The 19,734-nt window shown below is 74.1% G+C and carries 21 protein-coding genes; 10 read left to right on the top strand and 11 right to left on the bottom strand.

Annotated elements, in window-relative coordinates; all coding sequences use genetic code 11:
- Nucleotides 1–54: 54 nt before the first annotated feature.
- Both GFH29_RS03525 and GFH29_RS03520 read left to right on the top strand, forming a co-directional pair.
- Nucleotides 55–2,328 carry a helicase C-terminal domain-containing protein gene (locus GFH29_RS03525; RefSeq protein ID WP_153322075.1) on the top strand — a complete coding sequence of 758 codons (2,274 nt, stop codon included), beginning with the start codon at nt 55–57 and terminating at the stop codon, nt 2,326–2,328.
- Between the two features lie 45 nt (nt 2,329–2,373).
- The gene (locus tag GFH29_RS03520) at nt 2,374–4,014 is read left to right on the top strand and encodes a DNA repair helicase XPB (RefSeq protein ID WP_153322074.1); all 1,641 of its coding nucleotides are present in this window, start codon (nt 2,374–2,376) and stop codon (nt 4,012–4,014) included.
- Nucleotides 4,015–4,078: 64 nt separating this feature from the next.
- Here the strand turns inward: GFH29_RS03520 and GFH29_RS03515 are convergent, their stop codons facing one another.
- Nucleotides 4,079–4,828 (bottom strand): hypothetical protein, encoded by a 750-nt coding sequence (locus GFH29_RS03515; protein ID WP_153322073.1) that lies wholly within the window; start codon nt 4,826–4,828, stop codon nt 4,079–4,081.
- A 232-nt stretch (nt 4,829–5,060) separates the two neighbouring features.
- On the opposite strand from GFH29_RS03515, the gene serA reads away from it, so the two are divergent.
- The 3 genes from serA to GFH29_RS03500 all read left to right on the top strand — a co-directional run bounded on the left by serA (nt 5,061) and on the right by GFH29_RS03500 (nt 8,688).
- Complete coding sequence (serA, locus tag GFH29_RS03510; RefSeq protein ID WP_153322072.1) at nt 5,061–6,263, top strand: phosphoglycerate dehydrogenase; 1,203 nt, start codon at nt 5,061–5,063, stop codon at nt 6,261–6,263.
- A 91-nt stretch (nt 6,264–6,354) separates the two neighbouring features.
- Nucleotides 6,355–7,236 carry an oxygenase MpaB family protein gene (locus tag GFH29_RS03505; RefSeq protein WP_153322071.1) on the top strand — a complete coding sequence of 294 codons (882 nt, stop codon included), beginning with the start codon at nt 6,355–6,357 and terminating at the stop codon, nt 7,234–7,236.
- Between the two features lie 36 nt (nt 7,237–7,272).
- Nucleotides 7,273–8,688 carry an MSCRAMM family protein gene (locus tag GFH29_RS03500; protein WP_153322070.1) on the top strand — a complete coding sequence of 472 codons (1,416 nt, stop codon included), beginning with the start codon at nt 7,273–7,275 and terminating at the stop codon, nt 8,686–8,688.
- Here the strand turns inward: GFH29_RS03500 and GFH29_RS03495 are convergent.
- The gene (locus tag GFH29_RS03495; protein WP_153322069.1) at nt 8,681–9,055 is read right to left on the bottom strand and encodes a nuclear transport factor 2 family protein; all 375 of its coding nucleotides are present in this window, start codon (nt 9,053–9,055) and stop codon (nt 8,681–8,683) included. The two genes, GFH29_RS03500 and GFH29_RS03495, sit on opposite strands and share 8 nt — an antisense overlap.
- Before the next feature lie 68 nt (nt 9,056–9,123).
- Between GFH29_RS03495 and GFH29_RS03490 the strand changes: the two genes are divergently transcribed.
- Nucleotides 9,124–9,732, top strand: a complete 609-nt coding sequence (locus GFH29_RS03490; RefSeq protein ID WP_153322068.1) for a hypothetical protein — start codon at nt 9,124–9,126, stop codon at nt 9,730–9,732.
- Between the two features lie 55 nt (nt 9,733–9,787).
- On the opposite strand, the gene GFH29_RS03485 is transcribed toward GFH29_RS03490, so the two are convergent.
- Genes GFH29_RS03485 through GFH29_RS03465 form a run of 5 tightly spaced genes read right to left on the bottom strand, consistent with a single transcriptional unit; the run spans nt 9,788 to nt 12,189 of the window.
- Nucleotides 9,788–10,054, bottom strand: coding sequence for a DUF4031 domain-containing protein (locus tag GFH29_RS03485; protein WP_153322067.1), 267 nt, complete (start codon nt 10,052–10,054; stop codon nt 9,788–9,790).
- Entirely contained in the window at nt 10,051–10,773 is a 723-nt protein-coding gene (locus GFH29_RS03480; protein WP_153322066.1) for a copper homeostasis protein CutC, read from the bottom strand. The genes GFH29_RS03485 and GFH29_RS03480 overlap by 4 nt, the downstream gene beginning before the upstream one ends.
- A gap of 9 nt (nt 10,774–10,782) precedes the next feature.
- Nucleotides 10,783–11,103, bottom strand: a complete 321-nt coding sequence (locus GFH29_RS03475) for a hypothetical protein (protein WP_153322065.1) — start codon at nt 11,101–11,103, stop codon at nt 10,783–10,785.
- Nucleotides 11,100–11,843, bottom strand: coding sequence for a WXG100 family type VII secretion target (locus GFH29_RS03470; RefSeq protein WP_153322064.1), 744 nt, complete (start codon nt 11,841–11,843; stop codon nt 11,100–11,102). Before GFH29_RS03470 ends, GFH29_RS03475 begins: the two co-directional genes overlap by 4 nt.
- 1 nt (nt 11,844) lies before the next feature.
- Nucleotides 11,845–12,189 (bottom strand): hypothetical protein, encoded by a 345-nt coding sequence (locus GFH29_RS03465; RefSeq protein ID WP_153322063.1) that lies wholly within the window; start codon nt 12,187–12,189, stop codon nt 11,845–11,847.
- A gap of 94 nt (nt 12,190–12,283) precedes the next feature.
- On the opposite strand from GFH29_RS03465, the gene GFH29_RS03460 reads away from it, so the two are divergent.
- On the top strand, nt 12,284–12,631 hold the full coding sequence (locus tag GFH29_RS03460; RefSeq protein ID WP_153322062.1) for a hypothetical protein: 348 nt from the start codon (nt 12,284–12,286) through the stop codon (nt 12,629–12,631).
- 10 nt (nt 12,632–12,641) lie between these two features.
- On the opposite strand, the gene GFH29_RS03455 is transcribed toward GFH29_RS03460, so the two are convergent.
- The 3 genes from GFH29_RS03455 to GFH29_RS03445 all read right to left on the bottom strand — a co-directional run bounded on the left by GFH29_RS03455 (nt 12,642) and on the right by GFH29_RS03445 (nt 16,724).
- The gene (locus tag GFH29_RS03455; protein ID WP_153322061.1) at nt 12,642–13,361 is read right to left on the bottom strand and encodes a GntR family transcriptional regulator; all 720 of its coding nucleotides are present in this window, start codon (nt 13,359–13,361) and stop codon (nt 12,642–12,644) included.
- A 67-nt stretch (nt 13,362–13,428) separates the two neighbouring features.
- Nucleotides 13,429–15,984: an ABC transporter permease gene (locus tag GFH29_RS03450; RefSeq protein ID WP_153322060.1), complete on the bottom strand. Its 2,556-nt coding sequence runs from the start codon at nt 15,982–15,984 to the stop codon at nt 13,429–13,431.
- On the bottom strand, nt 15,981–16,724 hold the full coding sequence (locus GFH29_RS03445) for an ABC transporter ATP-binding protein (RefSeq protein WP_153322059.1): 744 nt from the start codon (nt 16,722–16,724) through the stop codon (nt 15,981–15,983). Before GFH29_RS03445 ends, GFH29_RS03450 begins: the two co-directional genes overlap by 4 nt.
- A 111-nt stretch (nt 16,725–16,835) precedes the next feature.
- On the opposite strand from GFH29_RS03445, the gene GFH29_RS03440 reads away from it, so the two are divergent.
- From GFH29_RS03440 to GFH29_RS03430, 3 genes are all read left to right on the top strand, one after another.
- On the top strand, nt 16,836–17,453 hold the full coding sequence (locus GFH29_RS03440; RefSeq protein ID WP_153322058.1) for an alpha-ketoglutarate-dependent dioxygenase AlkB: 618 nt from the start codon (nt 16,836–16,838) through the stop codon (nt 17,451–17,453).
- A 69-nt stretch (nt 17,454–17,522) separates the two neighbouring features.
- The gene (locus GFH29_RS03435; RefSeq protein ID WP_153322057.1) at nt 17,523–18,398 is read left to right on the top strand and encodes an aldo/keto reductase; all 876 of its coding nucleotides are present in this window, start codon (nt 17,523–17,525) and stop codon (nt 18,396–18,398) included.
- 48 nt (nt 18,399–18,446) lie between these two features.
- Nucleotides 18,447–18,827 carry a LapA family protein gene (locus tag GFH29_RS03430; protein ID WP_153322056.1) on the top strand — a complete coding sequence of 127 codons (381 nt, stop codon included), beginning with the start codon at nt 18,447–18,449 and terminating at the stop codon, nt 18,825–18,827.
- A gap of 150 nt (nt 18,828–18,977) precedes the next feature.
- Here the strand turns inward: GFH29_RS03430 and GFH29_RS03425 are convergent, their stop codons facing one another.
- Nucleotides 18,978–19,730, bottom strand: a complete 753-nt coding sequence (locus tag GFH29_RS03425; protein WP_153322055.1) for an SRPBCC family protein — start codon at nt 19,728–19,730, stop codon at nt 18,978–18,980.
- Nucleotides 19,731–19,734 lie beyond the last annotated feature (4 nt).

The raw sequence follows: 19,734 nt of genomic DNA, 5'->3' as shown, positions 1-19,734 counted from the left end.
CGCTCGCCGGACCTCCCCGCGCCCGCTGCCGGCGGGCCGATAGCGTGGGAAACGATGCCCGGACGACCTGCGACACCCAGCGGCTTCCGCTCCCTCGCCGACCAGCTGCGCAGCTGGTCCGACGAGCGGCTCTCCCGCCTGCTCGAGGCCCGCCCCGACCTGGCCAGCCCGGTCCCCCACGACTCCAGCCAGCTCGCCTCGCGCGCCGCGGTGCGGTCCTCGCTGCTGCGCGCCCTCGACCAGCTCGACCTGCTCGAGCTGACCGTGCTCGACGCCCTGGTCGTGCTCGGCCACACCCGCGCCGAGCAGCTGACCGCGGTGGTCGACGCCGAGCCCGCCGACGTCGCCGGCGCCCTGGCCCGGCTCGGTGACCTGGCCCTGGTCTGGGAGAGCCCCGCGGGGCTGCGCCCGCTGACCGGAGTCGCCGACGCGCTGGGCTCCGGGCCGGGGACCAGCGGTCTGCAGCCGTGCAGCGCCGAGCCCCGCTCCCCCGCGGAGATCGAGAAGCGCCTGGGCGAGCTGTCCGAGCCCGCCCGCACCCTGCTCGAGCACGTGGCCGAGCACGGCGGCGAGGCCACCACCGGCACCTCCCGCCACGTGGTCAGCGTCGACGACGCACGGACCCCCGCCGAGGAGCTGCTGGCCCGCCGGCTGCTGGTGCCTCGCGGCGGCGGTGTCGTCGTGCTGCCCGGCGAGGTCGGCCTCGCGCTGCGGGGCGGGCACACCACCCGCGAGAGCGTCGGCTCCCCGCCTGCGCTGGTGACCAGCGAGCGCGCCGGCGACCTCGTCGACCGGGCCGCGGCCGGCACCGCCTTCGAGGCGGTACGCCGCGTGGAGCTGCTGCTCGACCACTGGAGCACGCACCCGCCCACCGCACTGCGCAGCGGCGGCCTCGGGGTGCGCGACCTGCGGGCGACGGCCCTGCTGCTGCACGTCGACGAGCCGACGGCGGCGCTGGTCGTCGAGGTGGCCTCCGCCGCGGGGCTGCTCGCCACCGCCGCGGACCCGAACGGCAACCCGGCCTGGGTCCCGACCGACGCCTTCGACCTGTGGATCGCCACCACCCCGGCCGAGCGCTGGACCGCCCTGGTCCGCGCCTGGCTGGCCTCCCCCCGCCTGCCCGGCCTGGTCGGCACCCGCGACAACGCCGGCAAGACCTGGAACGCGCTGGCCCCCGACCTCGCCGGCACCCACGTGGTGGAGACCCGGCGGATGACGCTCGGCGAGCTGGCCGCGCTGCCGCGCGACCGGGTCCTGGCCACCGGCACCGGCACGCCGTCACTGGTGGCCCGGCTGGCCTGGCTGCGCCCGCGCCGGCCGCGCACCCGCGCCGAGCTGGTCGCCTGGTCCCTCGACGAGGCCGCGGCGCTCGGCGTCACCGCGCTCGGCGGCCTGTCCGGCCCCGCCCGGCAGCTGCTCGACGGCGCGGACCCGGTGCCCGCCCTGACCCGGCTGATGCCCGAGCCGGTCGACCACGTGCTGCTCCAGGCCGACCTGACCGCCGTCGCCCCCGGACCGCTGGAGTCCACCCTCGCGCGCCGCCTGGCGCTCGTCGCCGACGTGGAGTCGCGCGGCGGCGCGACGACGTACCGCTTCACGCCGGGGTCGGTACGCCGCGCCCTGGACACCGGCTGGGGCGCGGCCGAGCTGCACGAGTTCCTCGCCTCGGTCTCGCGCACCCCGGTGCCGCAGCCGCTGACCTACCTCGTCGACGACACCGCCCGGACCTTCGGCACGATCCGGGTCGGGCACGCGGAGGCGTTCCTGCGCGCCGACGACGAGACCGCGCTCGCCGAGCTGCTGCACCACCCGCGCGCCGCCTCGCTCGGCCTGCGCCGCATCGCGCCCACGGTGCTGATCAGCGACACCCCGATCGACGTGCTGCTGCCCCGGCTGCGCGACCTCGGCGCCGCGCCGGTGGTCGAGGCCCCGGACGGCACGGTGCGCGTCTCGCGCCCGGACCTGCTGCGGGCCCGCACCCCCAAGGAGCACCGCCGCAGCGCCGGCGCCAGCGCGGCGCGGGCCACCGCCACCGTCGCCGCGGTGGTCACCGCGATCCGCTCCGGGGACCGGGCCGCCGATGCCCGCCCGACCGGTGCCGCCGCCCCGCTGACCCCGAGCGGCTCGCTGGCCGCGCTGCGCGAGGCCGTCGAGACCCGCACCAGCGTGCTGATCGGCTACGTCGACAACCACGGCACCTCCACCGAGCGCGTGGTCGACCCGATCTCGGTGGAGGGCGGGCAGCTCACGGCCCACGACCACCGCTCCGACGACGTGCGCACCTTCGCGGTGCACCGCATCTCCGTGGTCCGCCCCGTCCCGGACTGAGCCGACGACCGGGACGCGCATCGGCCCGCTCCGTACACTCGCCGGGTGAACGACGGCCCCCTCATCGTCCAGTCGGACAAGACCCTGCTGCTCGAGATCGACCACGAGCGTGCCGCGGACTGCCGCAAGGCGATCGCGCCGTTCGCCGAGCTCGAGCGCAGTCCCGAGCACATCCACACCTACCGCCTCACCCCGCTCGGGCTGTGGAACGCCCGCGCCGCCGGCCACGACGCCGAGCAGGTCGTCGACACGCTGCTGGCCTACAGCCGCTACGCCGTACCGCACGCGCTGCTGGTCGACGTCGCCGAGACGATGGCCCGCTACGGCCGGCTGCGCCTGGAGAAGCACCCCACACACGGTCTGGTGCTCTCCAGCACCGACCGGCCGGTGCTCGAGGAGGTGCTGCGCGCCAAGAAGATCAAGGGGATGCTCGGCGACCGCCTCGACGACGACACCGTCGTCGTGCACCCCTCCGAGCGCGGCAACCTCAAGCAGGCGCTGCTCAAGCTCGGCTGGCCGGCCGAGGACTTCGCCGGGTACGTCGACGGCGAGGCGCACGCGATCTCGCTGGTCGAGGACGGCTGGGAGCTGCGCGACTACCAGCGCGACGCCGCCGAGTCGTTCTGGCACGGCGGGTCCGGTGTGGTCGTGCTGCCCTGCGGCGCCGGCAAGACGATCGTCGGGGCCGCGGCGATGGCGCACGCCCAGGCGACCACCCTGATCCTGGTCACCAACACCGTGAGCGCCCGGCAGTGGAAGGACGAGCTGGTCAAGCGCACCTCGCTGACCGAGGACGAGATCGGCGAGTACTCCGGCGCCGTCAAGGAGATCCGGCCGGTCACGATCGCGACGTACCAGGTGCTGACGCTGCGTCGCAAGGGCGCCTACCCGCACCTGGACCTGCTCGACGCCCGCGACTGGGGCCTGATCGTGTACGACGAGGTGCACCTGCTGCCCGCGCCGATCTTCCGGATGACCGCCGACCTCCAGGCCCGCCGCCGGATCGGGCTGACCGCGACGCTGGTGCGCGAGGACGGCCGCGAGGGCGACGTGTTCTCCCTCATCGGGCCCAAGCGGTACGACGCGCCGTGGAAGGACATCGAGTCGCAGGGCTGGATCGCGCCCGCCGACTGCGTGGAGGTGCGGGTGACGCTGCCGAGCGCGGAGCGGCTGGTCTATGCGACCGCGGAGCCCGAGGAGCGCTACCGCCTCGCCTCCTGCACCGCGGAGAAGACCCGGGTGGTGCGCGACATCGTGGCCGCCCACCCCGGTCAGCCGACGCTGGTGATCGGGCAGTACATCGACCAGCTCGACGAGCTCGCCGCCGAGCTCGACGCCCCGGTGATCAAGGGCGAGACGACCGTGAAGGAGCGCCAGCGCCTCTTCGACGCCTTCCGCTCCGGGGAGATCGGGCTGCTGGTGGTCAGCAAGGTCGCGAACTTCTCCATCGACCTGCCCTCCGCCGAGGTGGCGATCCAGGTGTCCGGCTCGTTCGGCTCGCGCCAGGAGGAGGCCCAGCGCCTCGGCCGGCTGCTGCGCCCGAAGTCGGAGGGCAAGTCCGCGCACTTCTACACGATCGTCTCCCGCGACACCGTCGATGCGGAGTTCGCCCAGAACCGCCAGCGCTTCCTCGCCGAGCAGGGCTACGCCTACCGGATCCTGGACGCCGAGGACCTGCCGGCCTGACCCCTTTCCGCGAGTCGGCGCCACTGGTTGCGCGAGTCGGCGGGTGTGGCGGCCAGCGACGCCGTCAGCTCGTCCCGGGGCCGTCGAACAGATCGTCGAGGTCGGCGTCGACCTCGAGGATGTCGTTCTCCAGCCAGGGCGCGTCGTCGGGGCCGCCGACCGGGAGGCAGCGCACGACCACGCCGGTCTGCACGTCCAGGGCGACGTCGTAGTGGTCGGGGTAGGACCGGCCCCGCCAGCTCGGCGGCACCTCCTCGTCCTCGTCGAGGTCCGCGCGCATCCCCGCCTCGCTGTAGAGCAGCTCGCAGCAGTTGCCGCCGCACCGCGGGTCGTAGCCGGGCAACGCCCGCAGGTCGGCCCGCCACGCCGGACGGTCCGCGACGACGTCGGTACGCAGCCGGTCCACCGCCACGTGGTGGCTCAGCTCGACCGGGTCGAGCATCGCGACCCAGCTGTAGTTGGTGTACATCGGGTCGTCGTAGTCGAGGTCGAGGCGCTCGGGGCGCCACTCGACCAGCCCGTCGGCGCGCAACGGCGGGGCGATCTGGTGCGGGAGCACCGAGGTGTGCTCCGGCACCGGGTCCGGGGGCGGGGTCCCCTCGGCGGTGAAGACCATGAGCGTGCCGCGGGTGTAGGGCAGCCCGCTCTCCCGGTGCCACCGGCCCTCGCTGTCGCGCACCAGCAGCGCGCCCGGACGACGTATCCAGGCCTCGCACGCCCCCGCGAACCCGGACCGGTGCGCCAGGTGCAGCGTGGTCCAGCGCCACGGCGAGCTGCGCGCCAGGGCGAGGAAGGAGTCGGGGTCCGGGGTCATGGCCGCGACGTTAGACACCCGGGGTCTCCCCGGGCCACCGGTTTCCCGGGGTGCCGCGGCGGACGACTGACATCGTGCTGTGGACGCTTCCCACGGCGTACACCACGTGTGCAGCGTCGATAACCCCGCGTTACATGGGGAGGGGGGCACCGGTGCGCCGTACGTCACGCACCCCGTCCGAGGACCGGCCCGATCAGGCCCGGAGCGCGGCGCAGTCCTACAGTGAGTAACCGTGAAGGTCCTGCTGCTGGAGAACATCCATCCCGTCGCCGTCGAGCAGCTCGAGGCCCGTGGCTTCGAGGTCGAGCTGCTGAGCCGCTCGCTCTCCGAGGACGAGCTCATCGCCGCCCTGCCCGGAGTGTCGATGCTGGGCATCCGCTCCAACACCACGGTGACGGAGAAGGTGCTGGCCGCCGCGCCGGACCTGCTCGCGATCGGCTGCTTCTGCATCGGCACCAACCAGGTCGACCTGGCCGCCGCCTCCGCGCGCGGTGTCGCGGTCTTCAACGCGCCGTACTCCAACACCCGCAGCGTGGTCGAGCTCGTGATCGGCGAGATCATCGCGCTCGCGCGCCGCCTGCCCGAGAAGATCGAGCGGATGCACGCCGGCGTGTGGGACAAGTCCGCGAAGGGCAGCCACGAGGTGCGCGGCCGGATCCTGGGCATCGTCGGGTACGGCAACATCGGCACCCAGCTCTCCACAGTCGCCGAGGCGCTCGGCATGCAGGTCGTCTTCTACGACACCGCCGATCGCCCGGCCCACGGCAACGCCCGCCGGATGAACAGCCTCGAGGAGCTGCTCGCGATCTCCGACGTCGTGAGCCTGCACATCGACGGCCGCCCCGGCAACGCCGGTCTCTTCGGCGCCACCCAGTTCTCCCAGATGAAGCCGCGGGCGCTGTTCATCAACGCCTCGCGCGGCATGGTCGTCGACGACCACGCGCTGCGCGACCACCTGCAGTCCGGGCACCTCGCCGGCGCCGCGCTCGACGTCTTCCCGGTCGAGCCGAAGGCCCAGGGCGACGAGTTCGAGTCCGTGCTGCGCGGCCTGGACAACGTGATCCTCACCCCGCACGTCGGCGGCTCCACCCAGGAGGCGCAGGAGGAGATCGGGCGCTTCGTGTCCGGCAAGCTCGTCTCCTTCGCTCTCGAGGGCAGCACCGCCCTGTCGGTCAACATGCCTGCCGTCGCCACGCCGCCGCTGGCCTCGGGCCAGCACCGGCTCGGCTTCCTGCACCGCAACGTGCCGGGCGTGCTCGCCAAGCTCAACGACCTGCTCGCCGAGCAGGGCGACAACGTCACCGGCCAGACCCTGGCCACCTCCGGGGAGCTCGGGTACGTCGTCACCGACGTCGCCGCCGCGCCCTCGGAGGGCTCCCTCGAGCGCCTGGGCAGCTCCGCGAACGCGATCTGGGTGCGTGCCTGGTCGGCCTGAGCCACCTCCTCGGCCCTCGCTTCCGGCCGCCGCGAGCCCCGCTCGCGGCGGCCGACGCCGTTCTCAGGCCGTGATCCGTACGCTGGCCGACATGGGCGTGCGGGACCAGCTCGGACAGGCCATCTTCCAGCGCGTCGCCGGCTCGGACGGCGACGTGAACAGGCAGCGCATCCACGGTCGCCCCGGACCACGTCTGTTCGAGGCGGGCTCGCCGATCACCACGGTGCACGGCGACGCCTCGATGTTCGTCGGCGGCCTGCGCGCCCTGCTGCTCCAGACCCTCCACCCGGCCGCCATGCGCGGCGTCGCCGAGCACTCCGACTACCGCGTCGACACCTGGGGCCGGCTGGCGCGCACCAGCACGTTCCTGGCCACCACGACCTTCGGCCACGTCGAGGACGCGGAGGCCGCGATCGCCCGGGTCCGCCGCATCCACGAGCGGGTGCGCGGCACGATGCCCGACGGGACGCCGTACGCCGCCTCCGACCCGCACCTGCTGGGCTGGGTGCATGCCGCGGAGGCGGACAGCTTCCTGCGCGCCCACGACGTCTACGGCCACACGCGCCTCGACGCCGCGGGCCGCGACACCTACCTCGCCAAGCTCGCCGAGGTCGGCCGCCGCCTGGGCGTGGTCGACCCGCCGACGACCACCGAGGAGCTGGCCGCCACGCTGGCCTCCTACCGCCCCGAGCTGCGCGCCACCCCCGAGGCCCGCGAGGCGGTCGCCCACGTGTTGCTGCACCCGCCGCTGCCGCTCGCGGCCCGCCCGCCGTACGCCGTGCTGGGCGCGGCCGCGGTCGCGCTGATGCCCGCGTGGACCCGCCGGCCGCTGCGGCTGCCCTGGCTGCCGGTGACCGAGCGCACCGTCGTCCGGGCGCTGGGGTCGCTGGCCACCGGCACCATCCGCTGGGCGATGCAGCCGGCGCCGGTGGACGGCCCGGAGGATCTTGAGGAGAGCCTTCGCAGAACTTGAGAGTGCGCATCAGCGGGCTTCCCTAGGCTCCACCCTGTGGAGAACCTGCGGATCCGTCGCGTGCCCGTCCTGCTCGCGCTCGTCGCGCTCGTCGCGGGCCTGCTGCTCGCGGTCGCGACACCGCCGCCCGCGACGGGTGTCCCGAGCACCGGCACGGTGGTCGGCGAGATCACCGGCCCCCAGCGGACCGCGCCGCGGCTGAAGATGCTGTGGTTCAGCAAGGACTGGCGCTACCTCGGCCAGAAGACCGTGCGCAACGGCATCTACACCCTCAGCATCGCCCCGGGCACCTACCGCCTGCAGTTCGTCGACCAGCGCCCGGCGTACGACCTGACCAAGTACGCCCCCGGTGACCTCACCGTCACGGTGCGTGCCGGTCACAAGGTGCAGCGCAACGTGCGACTCGTCCGCGGAGCCGGCATCACCGGCGTCGCCCGCGGCGGCGGCAAGGTGCTGCCCGGCGCGAAGGTGATCGCCGCCAACGCCGGGGAGCAGTCCTTCGAGACCAAGGCCAACGCGCGGGGCGAGTTCGCCGTCGGCGGCCTGCCGCCGGGGCGGTACTCGCTGTTCACCTGGGACCGCACCGGAACCTGGGTCGACAAGAGCGCCTGGGCCGGCGGGCTCAAGCTCGGCCAGGTCCGCAACGTGAACCCGCACCTGCGCACCCGCGGCGGCACCCTCCTCGTCGACCTGCGCTACGACCGGGTCGCCGGCTCCAAGGTCCGTCAGCGCGTCACCGTCACCGTGGTGAGCAAGGCGAGCGGACAGTGGTGGAGCGCGCGCAGCCGCCGGGACGGCACCGTCACCTTCCGCGGCCTGCACCCTGGCGGCTACACGATGGTGGCGCCCGGCGTCGGCAGCTATCTCCCCCAGAACGGCCGGGTCCGCGGCGCCCGGGTCCGCGCCGGGCGCGCCGACCTGGCGAGCACGTTCGTGTGGACCAGGCGAGGAGCCTGGGTGAGCGGAACGGTGGCGGACGGCGCCGACCCGTCCTTCGCGTTGGCCAGCGCGGAGGTCATGCTCTTCGACCGGGCCGGGACCAAGCTCGCCACCACGACCGCCGACTCCCGTGGCCGGTTCCAGTTCAGCGGTCAGCTGACGACCCAGACCGGCCTGACAGTGGTCGCCAACCCGCAGGCCGACCGCGGCGGGTGGATGACCACCCGCACCAGCTACTGCATGTTCACGTCCTACCGGCGTGCCAACGTGTCGGTCACGACCGGGCGCGGCACCTCCGTGGGCATCCTGCTCCTGCCCCGCTCCACCGCCTCGGGCCAGCCGACCCAGTGCCGGCCGGCCGCGCCGACACCCACGCCGACGCCCACGCCCACGCCCACCGCGGAGCCGACCCCGACTCCGACCCCGAGCCCGACGCCGACCCCGACGCCAACCGTCACGGTGACCGTAACGCCGACGCCGACGCCGACGCCGACGGTGGACCCGGTCAGCTGACCTTCATGTCCGTCTGGCTCCAGAAGGCGCGCATCGAGGTGATCCGGCCCTGCTCGTCGAAGGTCATCACATCGAAGGGCGCGACCGTGTAGGACGCCTCGCCGGCCCGGGTGGCCACCTCGAAGTGGAAGACCGCCTCATTGCCGCAGATGCGCACGTCGATCAACCGGGTGCTGATGTCGGCCCCGCTGAGGTTGCCGTAGAACTCCCGGATCTGCTCCCGGGTGGTCAGCGGCTCGCTGCCAACCGGGTCCTCGACGCTCGCGTCGTCGGCGTACAGCCCGGCGATCTCGTCGGCGGCCCCGCGGCCGACGAGCTCGACGTACTGCTCCACGACCGCGCGGATCCGCTCGGGGGTCACTGCCATCTGTCGTCTCCTGGGATCTGTCCGGCGTGCTGGTTGGCGACACCGTAGCGGCTTGCTTAGATGGAGCCGTGGACCCTGCGGATCATTGGCCCCTGCCCGACGCCCCCGAGCTGCGCGACGCACTGCACGCGGCGTACGCCGACCCGAGCCGGGGCTACCACGACGTGCAGCACCTGGCTGAGGTGCTGCGGCGTCTCAGCGAGCTGGCTCGTGCCGGCTTCGTCTACGACCCGGTGCCGGTGCTGCTGGCGGCGTGGTTCCACGACGCGGTGTACGACGGGGAGCGCGACGCCGAAGAACGCTCCGCTGCCTGGGCGGAGGACGCGCTGGTGGGGCTGCTCGACGACGTGGAGGTCGCCGAGGTGGCTCGCCTGGTGCGGCTGACCGAGACCCACGACCCGGCGCCCGACGACGCCAACGGGTGCGCGCTGTCCGACGCCGACCTCGCGATCCTCGCCGCCCCTCCCGAGCGGTACGCCGCCTACGCCGCCGCCGTCCGCGTGGAGTACGACCACCTCGACGACGCGACCTTCCGGGTTGGGCGGGCCCAGGTGCTGCAGGGCCTGGCAGCCAAGGAGCGCCTGTTCCGCACGCCGTACGCCCTGGAGCGCTGGGAGGTGCCTGCCCGGGCGAACCTCGAGAACGAGCTGACCGGCCTCCTCGCGCTGATCGACTGACCCCGCCGCCATTGGCGCCGACTCGGCGCACCATTGGCGCCGACTCGGCGAAGGATCAGCGGGGGCGCGGGGTCTTGCGGCGGCGCAGGCCGGCGGCGTTGAGGCGGGCGACCAGCTCGCGCGAGGAGACCGGGGTGGCGCCGGCAGCGAGCAGGTCGTCGTACCACTCCGACGGCACGTCGTAGTGGTCGCGGTCGAAGCCGCGCTCGGGGATGCCGACGCCGCGGGCGAAGCGGTGCAGCTCCTCGAAGGAGGCGTCACTGGCCAGGTGCGACCAGAACCGGCCGTGCCCCGGGACGTGCGGCGGGTCGAGCAGGATCATCGGATCCGCTCGGCGGCGTCGTCGAGCAGCAGGCGCCACGAGCGCACGTGCCCCGCGTCGACGTAGGAGCGGTACGTCGCGCCGGGCCGGGTCTGGCGCCCGAGGTGGAACTGGCCCACCCCCGCGCGCAGCAGCCACGGGACGTGCTCGGCGAGCAGCCCGCCCCCGGCCACCAGCAGCCGCGCCGCGACCGGGTCGTCGGCGACCGTCGCGAGCAGCTCGTCGATGCCGGACTGCATGCCGCGCAGCGAGCCGGCCGAGCGCACCCCGACCAGCCCGGGCAGACCGGCGACGTCGCGCCAGGCACGCTGCGGCTCCAGCGCCGCGTCGAAGCCGCGGTGGAAGGTCCACGGGACCCCGCGCAGCGTCCGGGCGAGCTCGACGCACACGCCGGTGTCGATGCCCAGGTCGACGTCGAGGAACCCGAAGGAGACCCCGGCCGCGCCGGCGCCGAGGTAGTCGTGGGCGAGGCCGGCGAGCCGGGTCAGCTCACCGCCGGTGGTGGTCCAGGACCCGTTGAGCCGCAGCAGCACGAAGACCGGGACCTCGCTCGCCCGGCAGACCGCCGACACGGTCGCGGGCTCCGGGGAGGTCGGCCCGTCCTCCGGGCCGCCCGCGTGGCTCACCAGGTGCAGCCGGTCGGCGCCGCCGTTCACGGCGCCGGGCACGTCGCGCTCGTGCAGCACCGTCACCTCGAGCAGCGGCGGCGCGGTGGTCATGGCTCGATGCTAGGACCCCAGGCCCTGCTCGCGCGCAGAGCGCGCCAGCGCGGCGAGCGCCCGTCGCACCACCAGCACCGCCTCGGGCCCGACCTCCTGCGGGTCCTGCCACACCCGGTCCCAGGTGAGGGTGCCGCGGCGCACCCGGTCCCCCACCGTGCGTGGGACCAGCGGGGCCTCGGGCCCGGTCGCCTCGTGCAGGGCGCTGCGCAGCGCGGCGCGGACCACCGGGTCGCCGTGGCCCGCACGTTCGAGGGCGCGCGCCCGGTCGTGCAGCAGCGCGCCGCGGGCCAGGACCCGTTCCACCGCCTCCTGCGCCGAGCCGCTCACCGCGACATCAGCCCCGGCAGCTCGGCGAAGAGCGCGAGGCGCTCGCGTTGCTCGCTCACCCACGCGGTGACCGTGTCGCGCAGGTCCAGCAGGGTGCGCACCAGGTCCACCACGAGCCGGACATCGTCGATGATGTCGGTGACCGCGTCGAGACCGCGGGTCACCAGCTCGGCGGCGAACGCGGCCCAGCCCACCGGGCCGGCCACCTTGGAGCTGAGCTTGGCGACCAGCCGGAACAGGGCCTGGCCGAGGTCCACGAGGAGCCGCTCGACCTCCACCGCCAGCCGCTCGACGAAGCCGGCGACCACCTCCAGCACCTCGGCACCCGCGCCGACCAGCTCCGCCACGGCCCGCCCGGCCAGCCCGAGCAGGTTGACCTGCACGACGTACGCCGTCGCCGCCTGCCCGCCCCAGGCCGGGTCGACGCCGACCGAGAGCCGCAGCAGGTTGTCGGCCCACACGTGCAGCGCGGAGCGGACGTCGCCGCAGGCGTTGGCGTTCTGCCGGATCGCGGCGTAGTCGCCGGACAGCGGCCGGACGATCAGCTCCTCGAGGCTCTCCTCGGGCAGCCGGGGCAGGCCGGCGCCGGCCTTGTTGAGCGCGTCGATGCCGAGGTTCGCCACGTCGCGCAGCTCCGAGAAGGTCGCGTCCCAGGCCATGAAGGTGGGGTCGTGCGCGATCTCGCGGGTGCCGGGCGCCGGCGGGGCCAGGGTGATGTCGACCAGCGTGGGAACGGCCATCTCAGGCCGCCCCAGGCAGCTGGGCGTGCACCCGCGCGGCGTCCTGCGCCGCGACCCGGTCGGCGCGCTCGAGCTCGGCGGTGCTCGCCACGACCGCGTCGCGGACCTCCTGCCACTGCCCGGCGAAACGACGACCGAGCTCCTCGAACGCGGCGGCCACCTGGTCCATTGCCTCGGCCAGCGGCCGCAGCAGGCACACCGGGCTCGGCTCGAAGCCGTCGCGGCGCGCCACCCAGGTCACCGCGTGCTCGACGATCGTCGCGGCCTGCCCCGCGGCGTCGTCCATCACCTCCGGCACTCGCCGCAGGTCCAGCCACCGCTCCACGAACACGTCCCCAGCCGCCATGTCGCGCCTCCTCCACCCCGCGGCCGCCGCGTGCGACCGACCCTCAAGGGCTGCCCGGGCACCGTCGCCCTTGAAACGACCGCACAATGGGGGTGTGGACAACGCACTGCTCTTCGATGCCAGGGCCCGGGTGCTCGCCGACCTCGAAGCCCGGCAGCGCGCGACCCCCGGGGCGGTCAGCGCCCTGGAGGACGCCGTCTCCGCCCGCACCTGGTGGGCCGAGCAGTGGCCCGAGGGTCAGGTGTACGTCGCCGGGCTGGTCGCCCAGGACGTCCAGGACGCGCTGCTCGAGACCGAGGGCCGCTGGCCGGTGTGCCTGGCGTGCGGCGACGACGCCCCGCAGCACTCGCTCTACATCCAGCCCGATCTCGGCGGACCGGACCCGCTGTGGGTCTGCGAGGAGACCGGCGAGCCGGTCGCCGCGCTCGGTCAGCTCACCTGAGGAGCGAGCCTCAGTCGTCCTGGCCCAGCTGCACGTAGAGGGTGTAGCGGTCGGCGCGGTGCACGGTGCGCGAGACCTCCACGACCGTCTCCCCGACGAGCGCGCGACGCGCGTGCCGCAGCACCGGGGCGCCGCGGTCGATCTCGAGCAGCGTGGCCTCCTCGGCCTTGGCGAGGTCGGCGGTCACCGAGTCCTCGGCCCAGGTCGGGCGCAGTCCGCGGGCGCCGAGGGCGTCGTACAGGCTGGTGGGCATGCCGGACTGCAGGAACCCGGGCAGCAGCACCTCGTTGAGGTAGGCGTCCTCGATGCACATCGGCGCGCCGTCGGCGCGCCGCAGCCGACGCCAGTGCAGGACGGCGTCGCCCTCGGTGAGGGCGAGCGCGCGGGCGACCCCGGGGCCGGCCTGCTCACGGCGGGCGAGCAGGGTCTGGGACTCCGGCTGCAGGCCCCGGCGGGTCATCTCCTCGGTGTAGCCGAGGATCTGGCTGGCCGCGCGTCGCGGCCGGGCCACGAACGTGCCGCGCCCGGGCACGCGCTCCAGGAGCCCCTCGACCACCAGGGCGTCCATCGCCTGGCGCACGGTCATCCGCGCGACCCCGAAGAGGTGCACCAGCTCGCGCTCCGAGGGGGCCGGGGTGCCGGGTTCGGCCCCGGCGACGAGGGACCTGACGTACTCACGCACCTGCACGTGCTTGAGGCTGCGTCCATCGGTCTGCACGGTGAGCTCCACGGGTCCGACACTAGGGTCCGCTCACGCGGGCCGTCACCTGAATGGACGATTTCATATACGAAATGGCTCAGTCGGTCGCGATCGCTGTCAGTACGTCGAGCCGCGCCGCGCGGCGCGCGGGAAACACGGCGGCGAGCACCCCGACCACGATCGCCAGCGCCAGGAACACCGCGAGCTGCCCGGTCGGCACGCTGATGACCTCCAGGCCCTGGTCGCGCAGCGCGCGCATCAGCGCCACCCCGAAGATCACCCCCAGCACCACCCCGAGCACGGCGCCCAGCAGCGAGATCACCACCGACTCCAAGGTGATCATCCGGCGCAGCTGGGCACGGGAGAGCCCGATCGCACGCAGCAGCCCGATCTCGCGGGTGCGCTCGATGACCGACAAGGCGAGGGTGTTGACGATGCCCAGCACCGCGATCACCAGGGCCAGCCCCAGCAGCGCGAAGATCGTCAGCACCAGGTTGTCGATCGGCTCGCGCTGCTCCGCGGCGAACTCGGCCTGGTCCTTGACGGTCACCGCGGGCTGGTCGGCGACCACGTCGTCCAGCCGGGCCTGCAGCGCGGCGACGTCGGTGCCGGGGGCGCCGAAGACGATCAGCGCGTTGTCGCGGTCCTGGAAGCCGGCCGCGACCAGGTCCTCGACGCTCGTCAGGACGGGGGCGAAGACGACCGGGTTGTCCTCGAAGGTCCCCGCCACCCGCCAGGTGACCGTCCCGGTGGGCACCTGCAGGTCCAGCTCGTCGCCGACGGCGACGCCCTCGTCGTCGGCCCAGGACTCCTGCACCAGCACCGAGCCGGCCCGCAGCGTGGGCTCCCCGTGGGTCACCGCCAGCTCCAGGGAGTCGATCTCCCCGGGGTCGGTCGCCGCCAGCGCGACCTGGGAGCCGTCCCGCAGCCCGGCCCCGAAGCGCTCACGGACCACCCGCCGCACCCCGGGCACCTCGCTCATCTCCTCGGCGACGTCGGGTGAGAACGGCGCCCCGAACAGCCTGCTGACCACGAAGTCGCCGACGAAGCTCTCCTCGATGGCACGGTCGACGCTCGCCTTCGCCGAGTTCCCGATGATCGCCATCGTGCAGGCCAGGGTCAGCCCGATCATCAGCGCCGAGGCGGTCGCGGTCGTACGCCGCGGATTGCGCAGCGCGTTCTGGCCCGCCAACAGCCCGACGAACCCGAAGACCCGGGCCAGGACCGCCCGGGCCAGGTCCAGCAGCGGGCGTCCCAGCACCGGGCTGGCGGCGCTCACCCCGAGCAGCACCGCCAGCACGCCGGCACCCAGCACCCATCCCCGGCGCGGCACGTCCAGCACGCCGTCGAGCGCGCCGAGCCCGGCCACCATCGCCAGCGCCCCCAGCGCGACCAGGGCCAGGCCGAGGGCGAAGCGGCGCCGCAGCGAGGTCTCGGGCAGCGCCACGTCGTCGCGCAGCGCCTGCACCGGCGCGATCCGGCCGGTGCGCCGGGCCGGGAAGTACGCCGCGACCACGGTGACCACGACGCCGACGGCGTACGCCGCCAGCACGGTGCGCGGGGCCAGCACCAGCTCCTGACCGCTGAGGTCGAGCCCGAAGCGGCCCACGACCGCGGCGATCCCGCGCGCCAGGAGCACCCCGAGCCCCAGGCCGAGGGTGGCGCCGACGGCACCGAGGATCAGAGCCTCGAGCAGCACCGAGCGCACCACCTGCCCCCGGCTGGCCCCCAGCGCACGCAGCAGCGCCAGCTCGCGGCTGCGCTGGGCGACCAGGATCGAGAAGGTGTTGACGATCAGGAACGAGCCGACCACCAGCGCGATGCCGGCGAAGATGAGCAGGAAGGTGGTCAGGAACGAGACCGCCTCCAGCAGGTCGCTGGCCGCCGCGTCGGCGGCGTCCTCGCCGGTGACGGCGTCGATCCCGGAGGGCAGCACCTCGTCCGCCTGCTCGGCGAGCTCCTGCTGGGAGACCCCGTCTCGGGCGGTCACCCACACCTCGGTGTAGGCGTCCTGGCCGTCGAGGAAGAGCTGCTGGGCGGTGCGGGTGTCGAACAGCGCGAGCGTGGCGCCGCTGAGCGAGCCGCCCTCGGGGAACCCGGCGATGCCGACCAGCACCGGGTCCATGGTGCTGGTCTCCCCGCCGGTGGTGATCTCCACCCGGTCACCGAGGTCGTAGCCGGCCTTCTCGGCCGTCTGCTCGTCGAGCACCACCTCGTCTTGGCCCCGGGGCTCCTCACCCTCGAGGATCTCCAGCCCCGTGAGCCCGCCGGCCGCAGGCGCGTCGTTCCAGCTGCCGCCGAGCCCGGGCGGGCCGAAGCCGCCCACGAGCTTGCCGTCGGTGCCCACGACGTACACGCCGTCCGCCTCGACCTGGCCGTCGGCCCGGGCCGCGCCGGGCAGCCCGGCCAGCCGGTCGACCACCGCGGCGGGCACCGTGTTGGTGGACAAGAAGCCGTCGGCGGTCTGGGCGCCCTCGGGCTCGACGACCACGTCGCCGACGGTCGCGTCGAAGAGCGCGGTGAAGCTGCGGTTGAGCATGTCGGAGAACATCAGGGTCCCGGCGACGAACGCCACGCCCAGCACGATCGCGAACGTGCTCATCAAGAGGCGCACCTTGCGCGCCAGCAGGCTGCGCAGCGCCGCGCGGATCACGCCGACCCGGCCAGCGCCTCGAGGACCGACTCACGGGTCGGCTGCCGCAGCTCCTCGACCACCCGGCCATCGGCGAGGAACACCACCCGGTCGGTGTACGCCGCGGCGATCGGGTCGTGGGTCACCATCACGATCGTCTGGCCGTCGTCGGCGCTGCTGCGCAGCAGCTGCAGGATCTCCGCGCCCGAGCGGGAGTCGAGGTTGCCGGTGGGCTCGTCGGCGAACACGATCGTCGGGCGGCTCACCAGCGCCCGCGCGACCGCGACGCGCTGCTGCTGGCCGCCGGACAGCTCGTTGGGCCGGTGGCTGAGCCGGTCGCGCAGCCCGACGGTGTCGATGACGTGGTCGAACCACGCGGGGTCCGGGCGCCGCCCCGCGATCGACAGCGGGAGCACGATGTTCTCCCGCGCGTCGAGGGTCGGCACCAGGTTGAAGGACTGGAAGACGAAGCCGATCGAGTCGCGGCGCAGCCGGGTGAGCGCCTTGTCGGGCAACCGGGTCAGGTCCTCCTCGCCGATCAGCACGCTGCCCGAGTCGGGACGGTCCAGCGCCGCGCAGCAGTGCATGAGCGTGGACTTCCCGGACCCGCTGGGCCCCATCACCGCGGTGAACCGACCGGCCTCGATGTCGAGGCTGACGTCGTCGAGGGCACGCACCAGCGCCTGGCCCTCGCCGTAGGTCTTGGTCAGGTGACGCACCCGCGCCGCGGCGGGAAGCTCCGAGGACGCGGTGTGGCTCATGCAGGAACCATTCCGCGTCCGGGACCGCCGCGCCACCCCCTTCTGCCGCCCGCCGCCACGCCGTACCGCCACACCTCGAACAGACGTTCGGTCCGGCGTACGCTGGGTGACATGGACTTCCAGGGATCGCTCTTCGGGGCACCTCCGGCCGGGGTGGGCTCCTTCGACGGCATCGAGCGTCGGGTGCTGGGCCGCGGCGCCTGGATCGACGTGCTCCGCTCGTGGGTGCCGGCCGCCGACGAGGTCTTCGAGACCCTCGTGCGCGACGTGCCCTGGCGTGCCGAGGAGCGTCAGATGTATGACCGGGTGGTGGCCGTGCCACGGCTGCTGCACACCTACCTCGCCGACGACCCGCTCCCCCACCCGGTGCTCGTCGAGGCGCGCGAAGCCCTCAGCGCGCACTACCTCCCCGAGCTCGGCGAGCGGTTCCGCACCGCCGGCTGCTGCTACTACCGCGACGGTCGCGACAGCGTGGCGTGGCACGGCGACAACATCGGGCGCGGACGCACCGCCGACACGATGGTCGCGATCGTCTCGCTGGGCGACCCGCGGCGTCTCGCGCTGCGGCCGCGCGGCGGGGGCGGCGGCTCGCTGTCGGTGGAGCTGGGGCACGGCGACCTGCTGGTGATGGGCGGCAGCTGCCAGCGCACCTGGGAGCACGCCGTCCCCAAGGTCGCCCACGCCGGCCCGCGGATCTCGGTGCAGTACCGCCCGCTCAACGTCTTCTAGCGCCCCTCCCGGTGCCCGCCGAGGGGTCCAGACCGGGCCGGGCTTGCCCCGGTCCGCTTGGCTGGGGCCATGAGCACCACGACCTCCTCGTCCCTGCCCGCCGCCGCGTCCGGCACCTTCGCCCTCGGCGGCGACCTGCCGGTCGTCCGTCTCGGGTACGGCGCGATGCAGCTGACCGGCCCCGGGGTCTGGGGGCCGCCGCGCGACCACGACGAGGCGGTCCGCGTCGTACGCCGGGCCGTCGAGCTCGGCGTCACCTTCATCGACACCGCCGACTCCTACGGGCCGTTCTACTCCGAGGAGATCATCCGCGAGGCGCTGGCGCCGTACCGCGACGACGTCGTGGTGGCGACCAAGGCGGGGCTGCTGCGCACCGGCCCCGACGTGTGGGTGCCGTGCGGGCGCCCGGAGTACCTGCGCCAGCAGTGCGAGACCAGCCTGCGCCGCCTCGGCACCGACCGCATCGACCTGTTCCAGCTGCACCGCATCGACCCGAGCGTCCCGCTCGAGGACCAGGTCGGCGAGCTCCGGGCGCTGCAGGAGGAGGGCAAGGTGCGCCACCTCGGCCTCTCCGAGGTCGGCATCGAGGAGCTCGAGGCCGCGCGCCGGGTGGCGCCGATCGTGTCGGTGCAGAACCTCTACAACCTCGCCCACCGCGACGCCGAGGCCCTGCTGGAGCACTGCACCGAGCAGGGCATCGCCTTCATCCCGTGGTTCCCGCTGGCGACCGGACGGCTCTCCGCCGCGGACAGCCCGCTCGCCGCGGCGGCGCGCGAGCGGGGCGCGACGCCGGCCCAGCTGGCACTGGCCTGGCTGCTGCACCGCTCGCCGGTGATGCTGCCGATCCCGGGCACCTCGCGGGTCGCGCACCTGGAGTCCAACGTGGCCGCGGCCGCCATCGAGCTGAGCGCCGAGGAGCAGGAGCAGCTGGCCGCGCTGGCCTGAGCACTCCGCACGGGATTCCTCGACCCGCTTGCTGGGCACCTGCAGGACATGACCGAGTCCAGCGACATCCCGGCTCCCGAGCAGCAGCCGGCGCCCCCGACGAGCCAGCAGCCGGTTCCGTCCCCGGACGCGACGCCCGGCAAGCGGTCCTCGAAGTCCCCAGGAACCGCCGCGGACCCGTTGCGCGGCTCCAAGACCAGCGGGGTGTGGGCAGCACTGGTCGGGATCGCGGTGCTGTTGATCCTGCTGCTGATCTTCATCGTGCAGAACACCCAGGACGTCCAGGTGACGTTCCTCGGCTGGGAGGGCCGGGCCCCGCTCGCGGTCTCCCTGCTCGCCGCCGCCGTCACCGGCATGGTGATCGCGATCGTCAGCGCCTCCCTGCGCATGCTCCAGGTGCGCCGCCGGATCAAGCGCGAACGCCGCTGACCCCTCGCCGAGTCGGCGCCAATGGTTGCCCGAGTCGGCGCCAATGGCGGAGCTGTCCACAGTCGCCTGGGGAGAACTCCGCCATTGACGCCGACTCGCCGCGCCATTGGCCCCGACTCGGCGTTCAGCCCCGGCGTTCAGCCCCGGCGTTCAGCCCCGGCGGCGGCCCAGCAGCCAGCGGAGCACGAGCAGTACGCCGAGGGCCGCGGCGACCTGCTTGCCGTACGCCTTCACCAGCGCGGGCACGACCGCGGCGCCCAGGTCGAGCGCCCCGTCGTCGATCGGCCCCTTGGCGGGCTCCGGGGTCGCCTGCCGGGTCGGCGCCGGCTCGGTCGGCGGCACCGGGGCGACCGCCCGGTCCGGGGCCGTCTCCCGTGGCGTAGCAGGCGGGACCGCGGTCGCCACAGGCTCCGGCGCCCCAGCCTCCGCCGCAGCCTCCGGCTCCGGCGAGGTCTCCGCGGGACCGGCGAGCCGCTGCTCCAGGCACGCCACGAACTGGCCCAACAGCTTGTCGGAGACGTCCTGCATCACCCCGCGACCGAACTGCGCCGGCTTGCCCGTGACCGCGAGGTCGGTGAGGACCTCCACGTCGGTGGACCCGCCCGCGTCGGACATGGTGACGGTGACCGTGGCGCCGGCGGTGCCGTTGCCCCGCTTGTCCTTGCCCTTGGCCTCGACGACGAAGCGGTGCGCGGCCTCGTCCTTCTCCACGAACGTGCCGGAGCCGTTGTAGACCAGCGCGATCGGGCCGAGCTTGACCTTCACCGAGCCGACGAAGGTGTCGCCCTCGGCCGAGGAGACCGTGGCGCCCGGGAAGCACTCGGCCACCGAGGCGATGTCGTTGAAGTGGCCCCAGGTCTCCTCGACCGAGGTGGGCACGGTGAAGCGGTGGGTGAGGTCCACGGGC

The sequence above is a fragment of the Nocardioides sp. dk884 genome (assembly GCF_009557055.1).
Taxonomy (GTDB): Bacteria; Actinomycetota; Actinomycetes; order Propionibacteriales; family Nocardioidaceae; genus Nocardioides.
The sequence above is the reverse complement of the archived record's forward strand: the minus strand, read 5'-3'. Positions and strand labels throughout refer to the sequence as shown.

What these genes read in the sequence shown, in the direction of transcription:
- GFH29_RS03440 (WP_153322058.1), top strand. Translation starts at nt 16,836, where the DNA reads ATGGACTTCCAGGGATCGCTCTTCGGGGCACCTCCGGCCGGGGTGGGC.
- GFH29_RS03495 (WP_153322069.1), bottom strand. Translation starts at nt 9,055, where the DNA reads ATGGCAGTGACCCCCGAGCGGATCCGCGCGGTCGTGGAGCAGTACGTC.
- GFH29_RS03485 (WP_153322067.1), bottom strand. Translation starts at nt 10,054, where the DNA reads ATGATCCTGCTCGACCCGCCGCACGTCCCGGGGCACGGCCGGTTCTGG.
- GFH29_RS03525 (WP_153322075.1), top strand. Translation starts at nt 55, where the DNA reads ATGCCCGGACGACCTGCGACACCCAGCGGCTTCCGCTCCCTCGCCGAC.
- GFH29_RS03480 (WP_153322066.1), bottom strand. Translation starts at nt 10,773, where the DNA reads ATGACCACCGCGCCGCCGCTGCTCGAGGTGACGGTGCTGCACGAGCGC.
- GFH29_RS03470 (WP_153322064.1), bottom strand. Translation starts at nt 11,843, where the DNA reads ATGGCCGTTCCCACGCTGGTCGACATCACCCTGGCCCCGCCGGCGCCC.
- GFH29_RS03505 (WP_153322071.1), top strand. Translation starts at nt 6,355, where the DNA reads ATGGGCGTGCGGGACCAGCTCGGACAGGCCATCTTCCAGCGCGTCGCC.
- GFH29_RS03465 (WP_153322063.1), bottom strand. Translation starts at nt 12,189, where the DNA reads ATGGCGGCTGGGGACGTGTTCGTGGAGCGGTGGCTGGACCTGCGGCGA.
- GFH29_RS03430 (WP_153322056.1), top strand. Translation starts at nt 18,447, where the DNA reads ATGACCGAGTCCAGCGACATCCCGGCTCCCGAGCAGCAGCCGGCGCCC.
- GFH29_RS03515 (WP_153322073.1), bottom strand. Translation starts at nt 4,828, where the DNA reads ATGACCCCGGACCCCGACTCCTTCCTCGCCCTGGCGCGCAGCTCGCCG.
- GFH29_RS03435 (WP_153322057.1), top strand. Translation starts at nt 17,523, where the DNA reads ATGAGCACCACGACCTCCTCGTCCCTGCCCGCCGCCGCGTCCGGCACC.
- GFH29_RS03445 (WP_153322059.1), bottom strand. Translation starts at nt 16,724, where the DNA reads ATGAGCCACACCGCGTCCTCGGAGCTTCCCGCCGCGGCGCGGGTGCGT.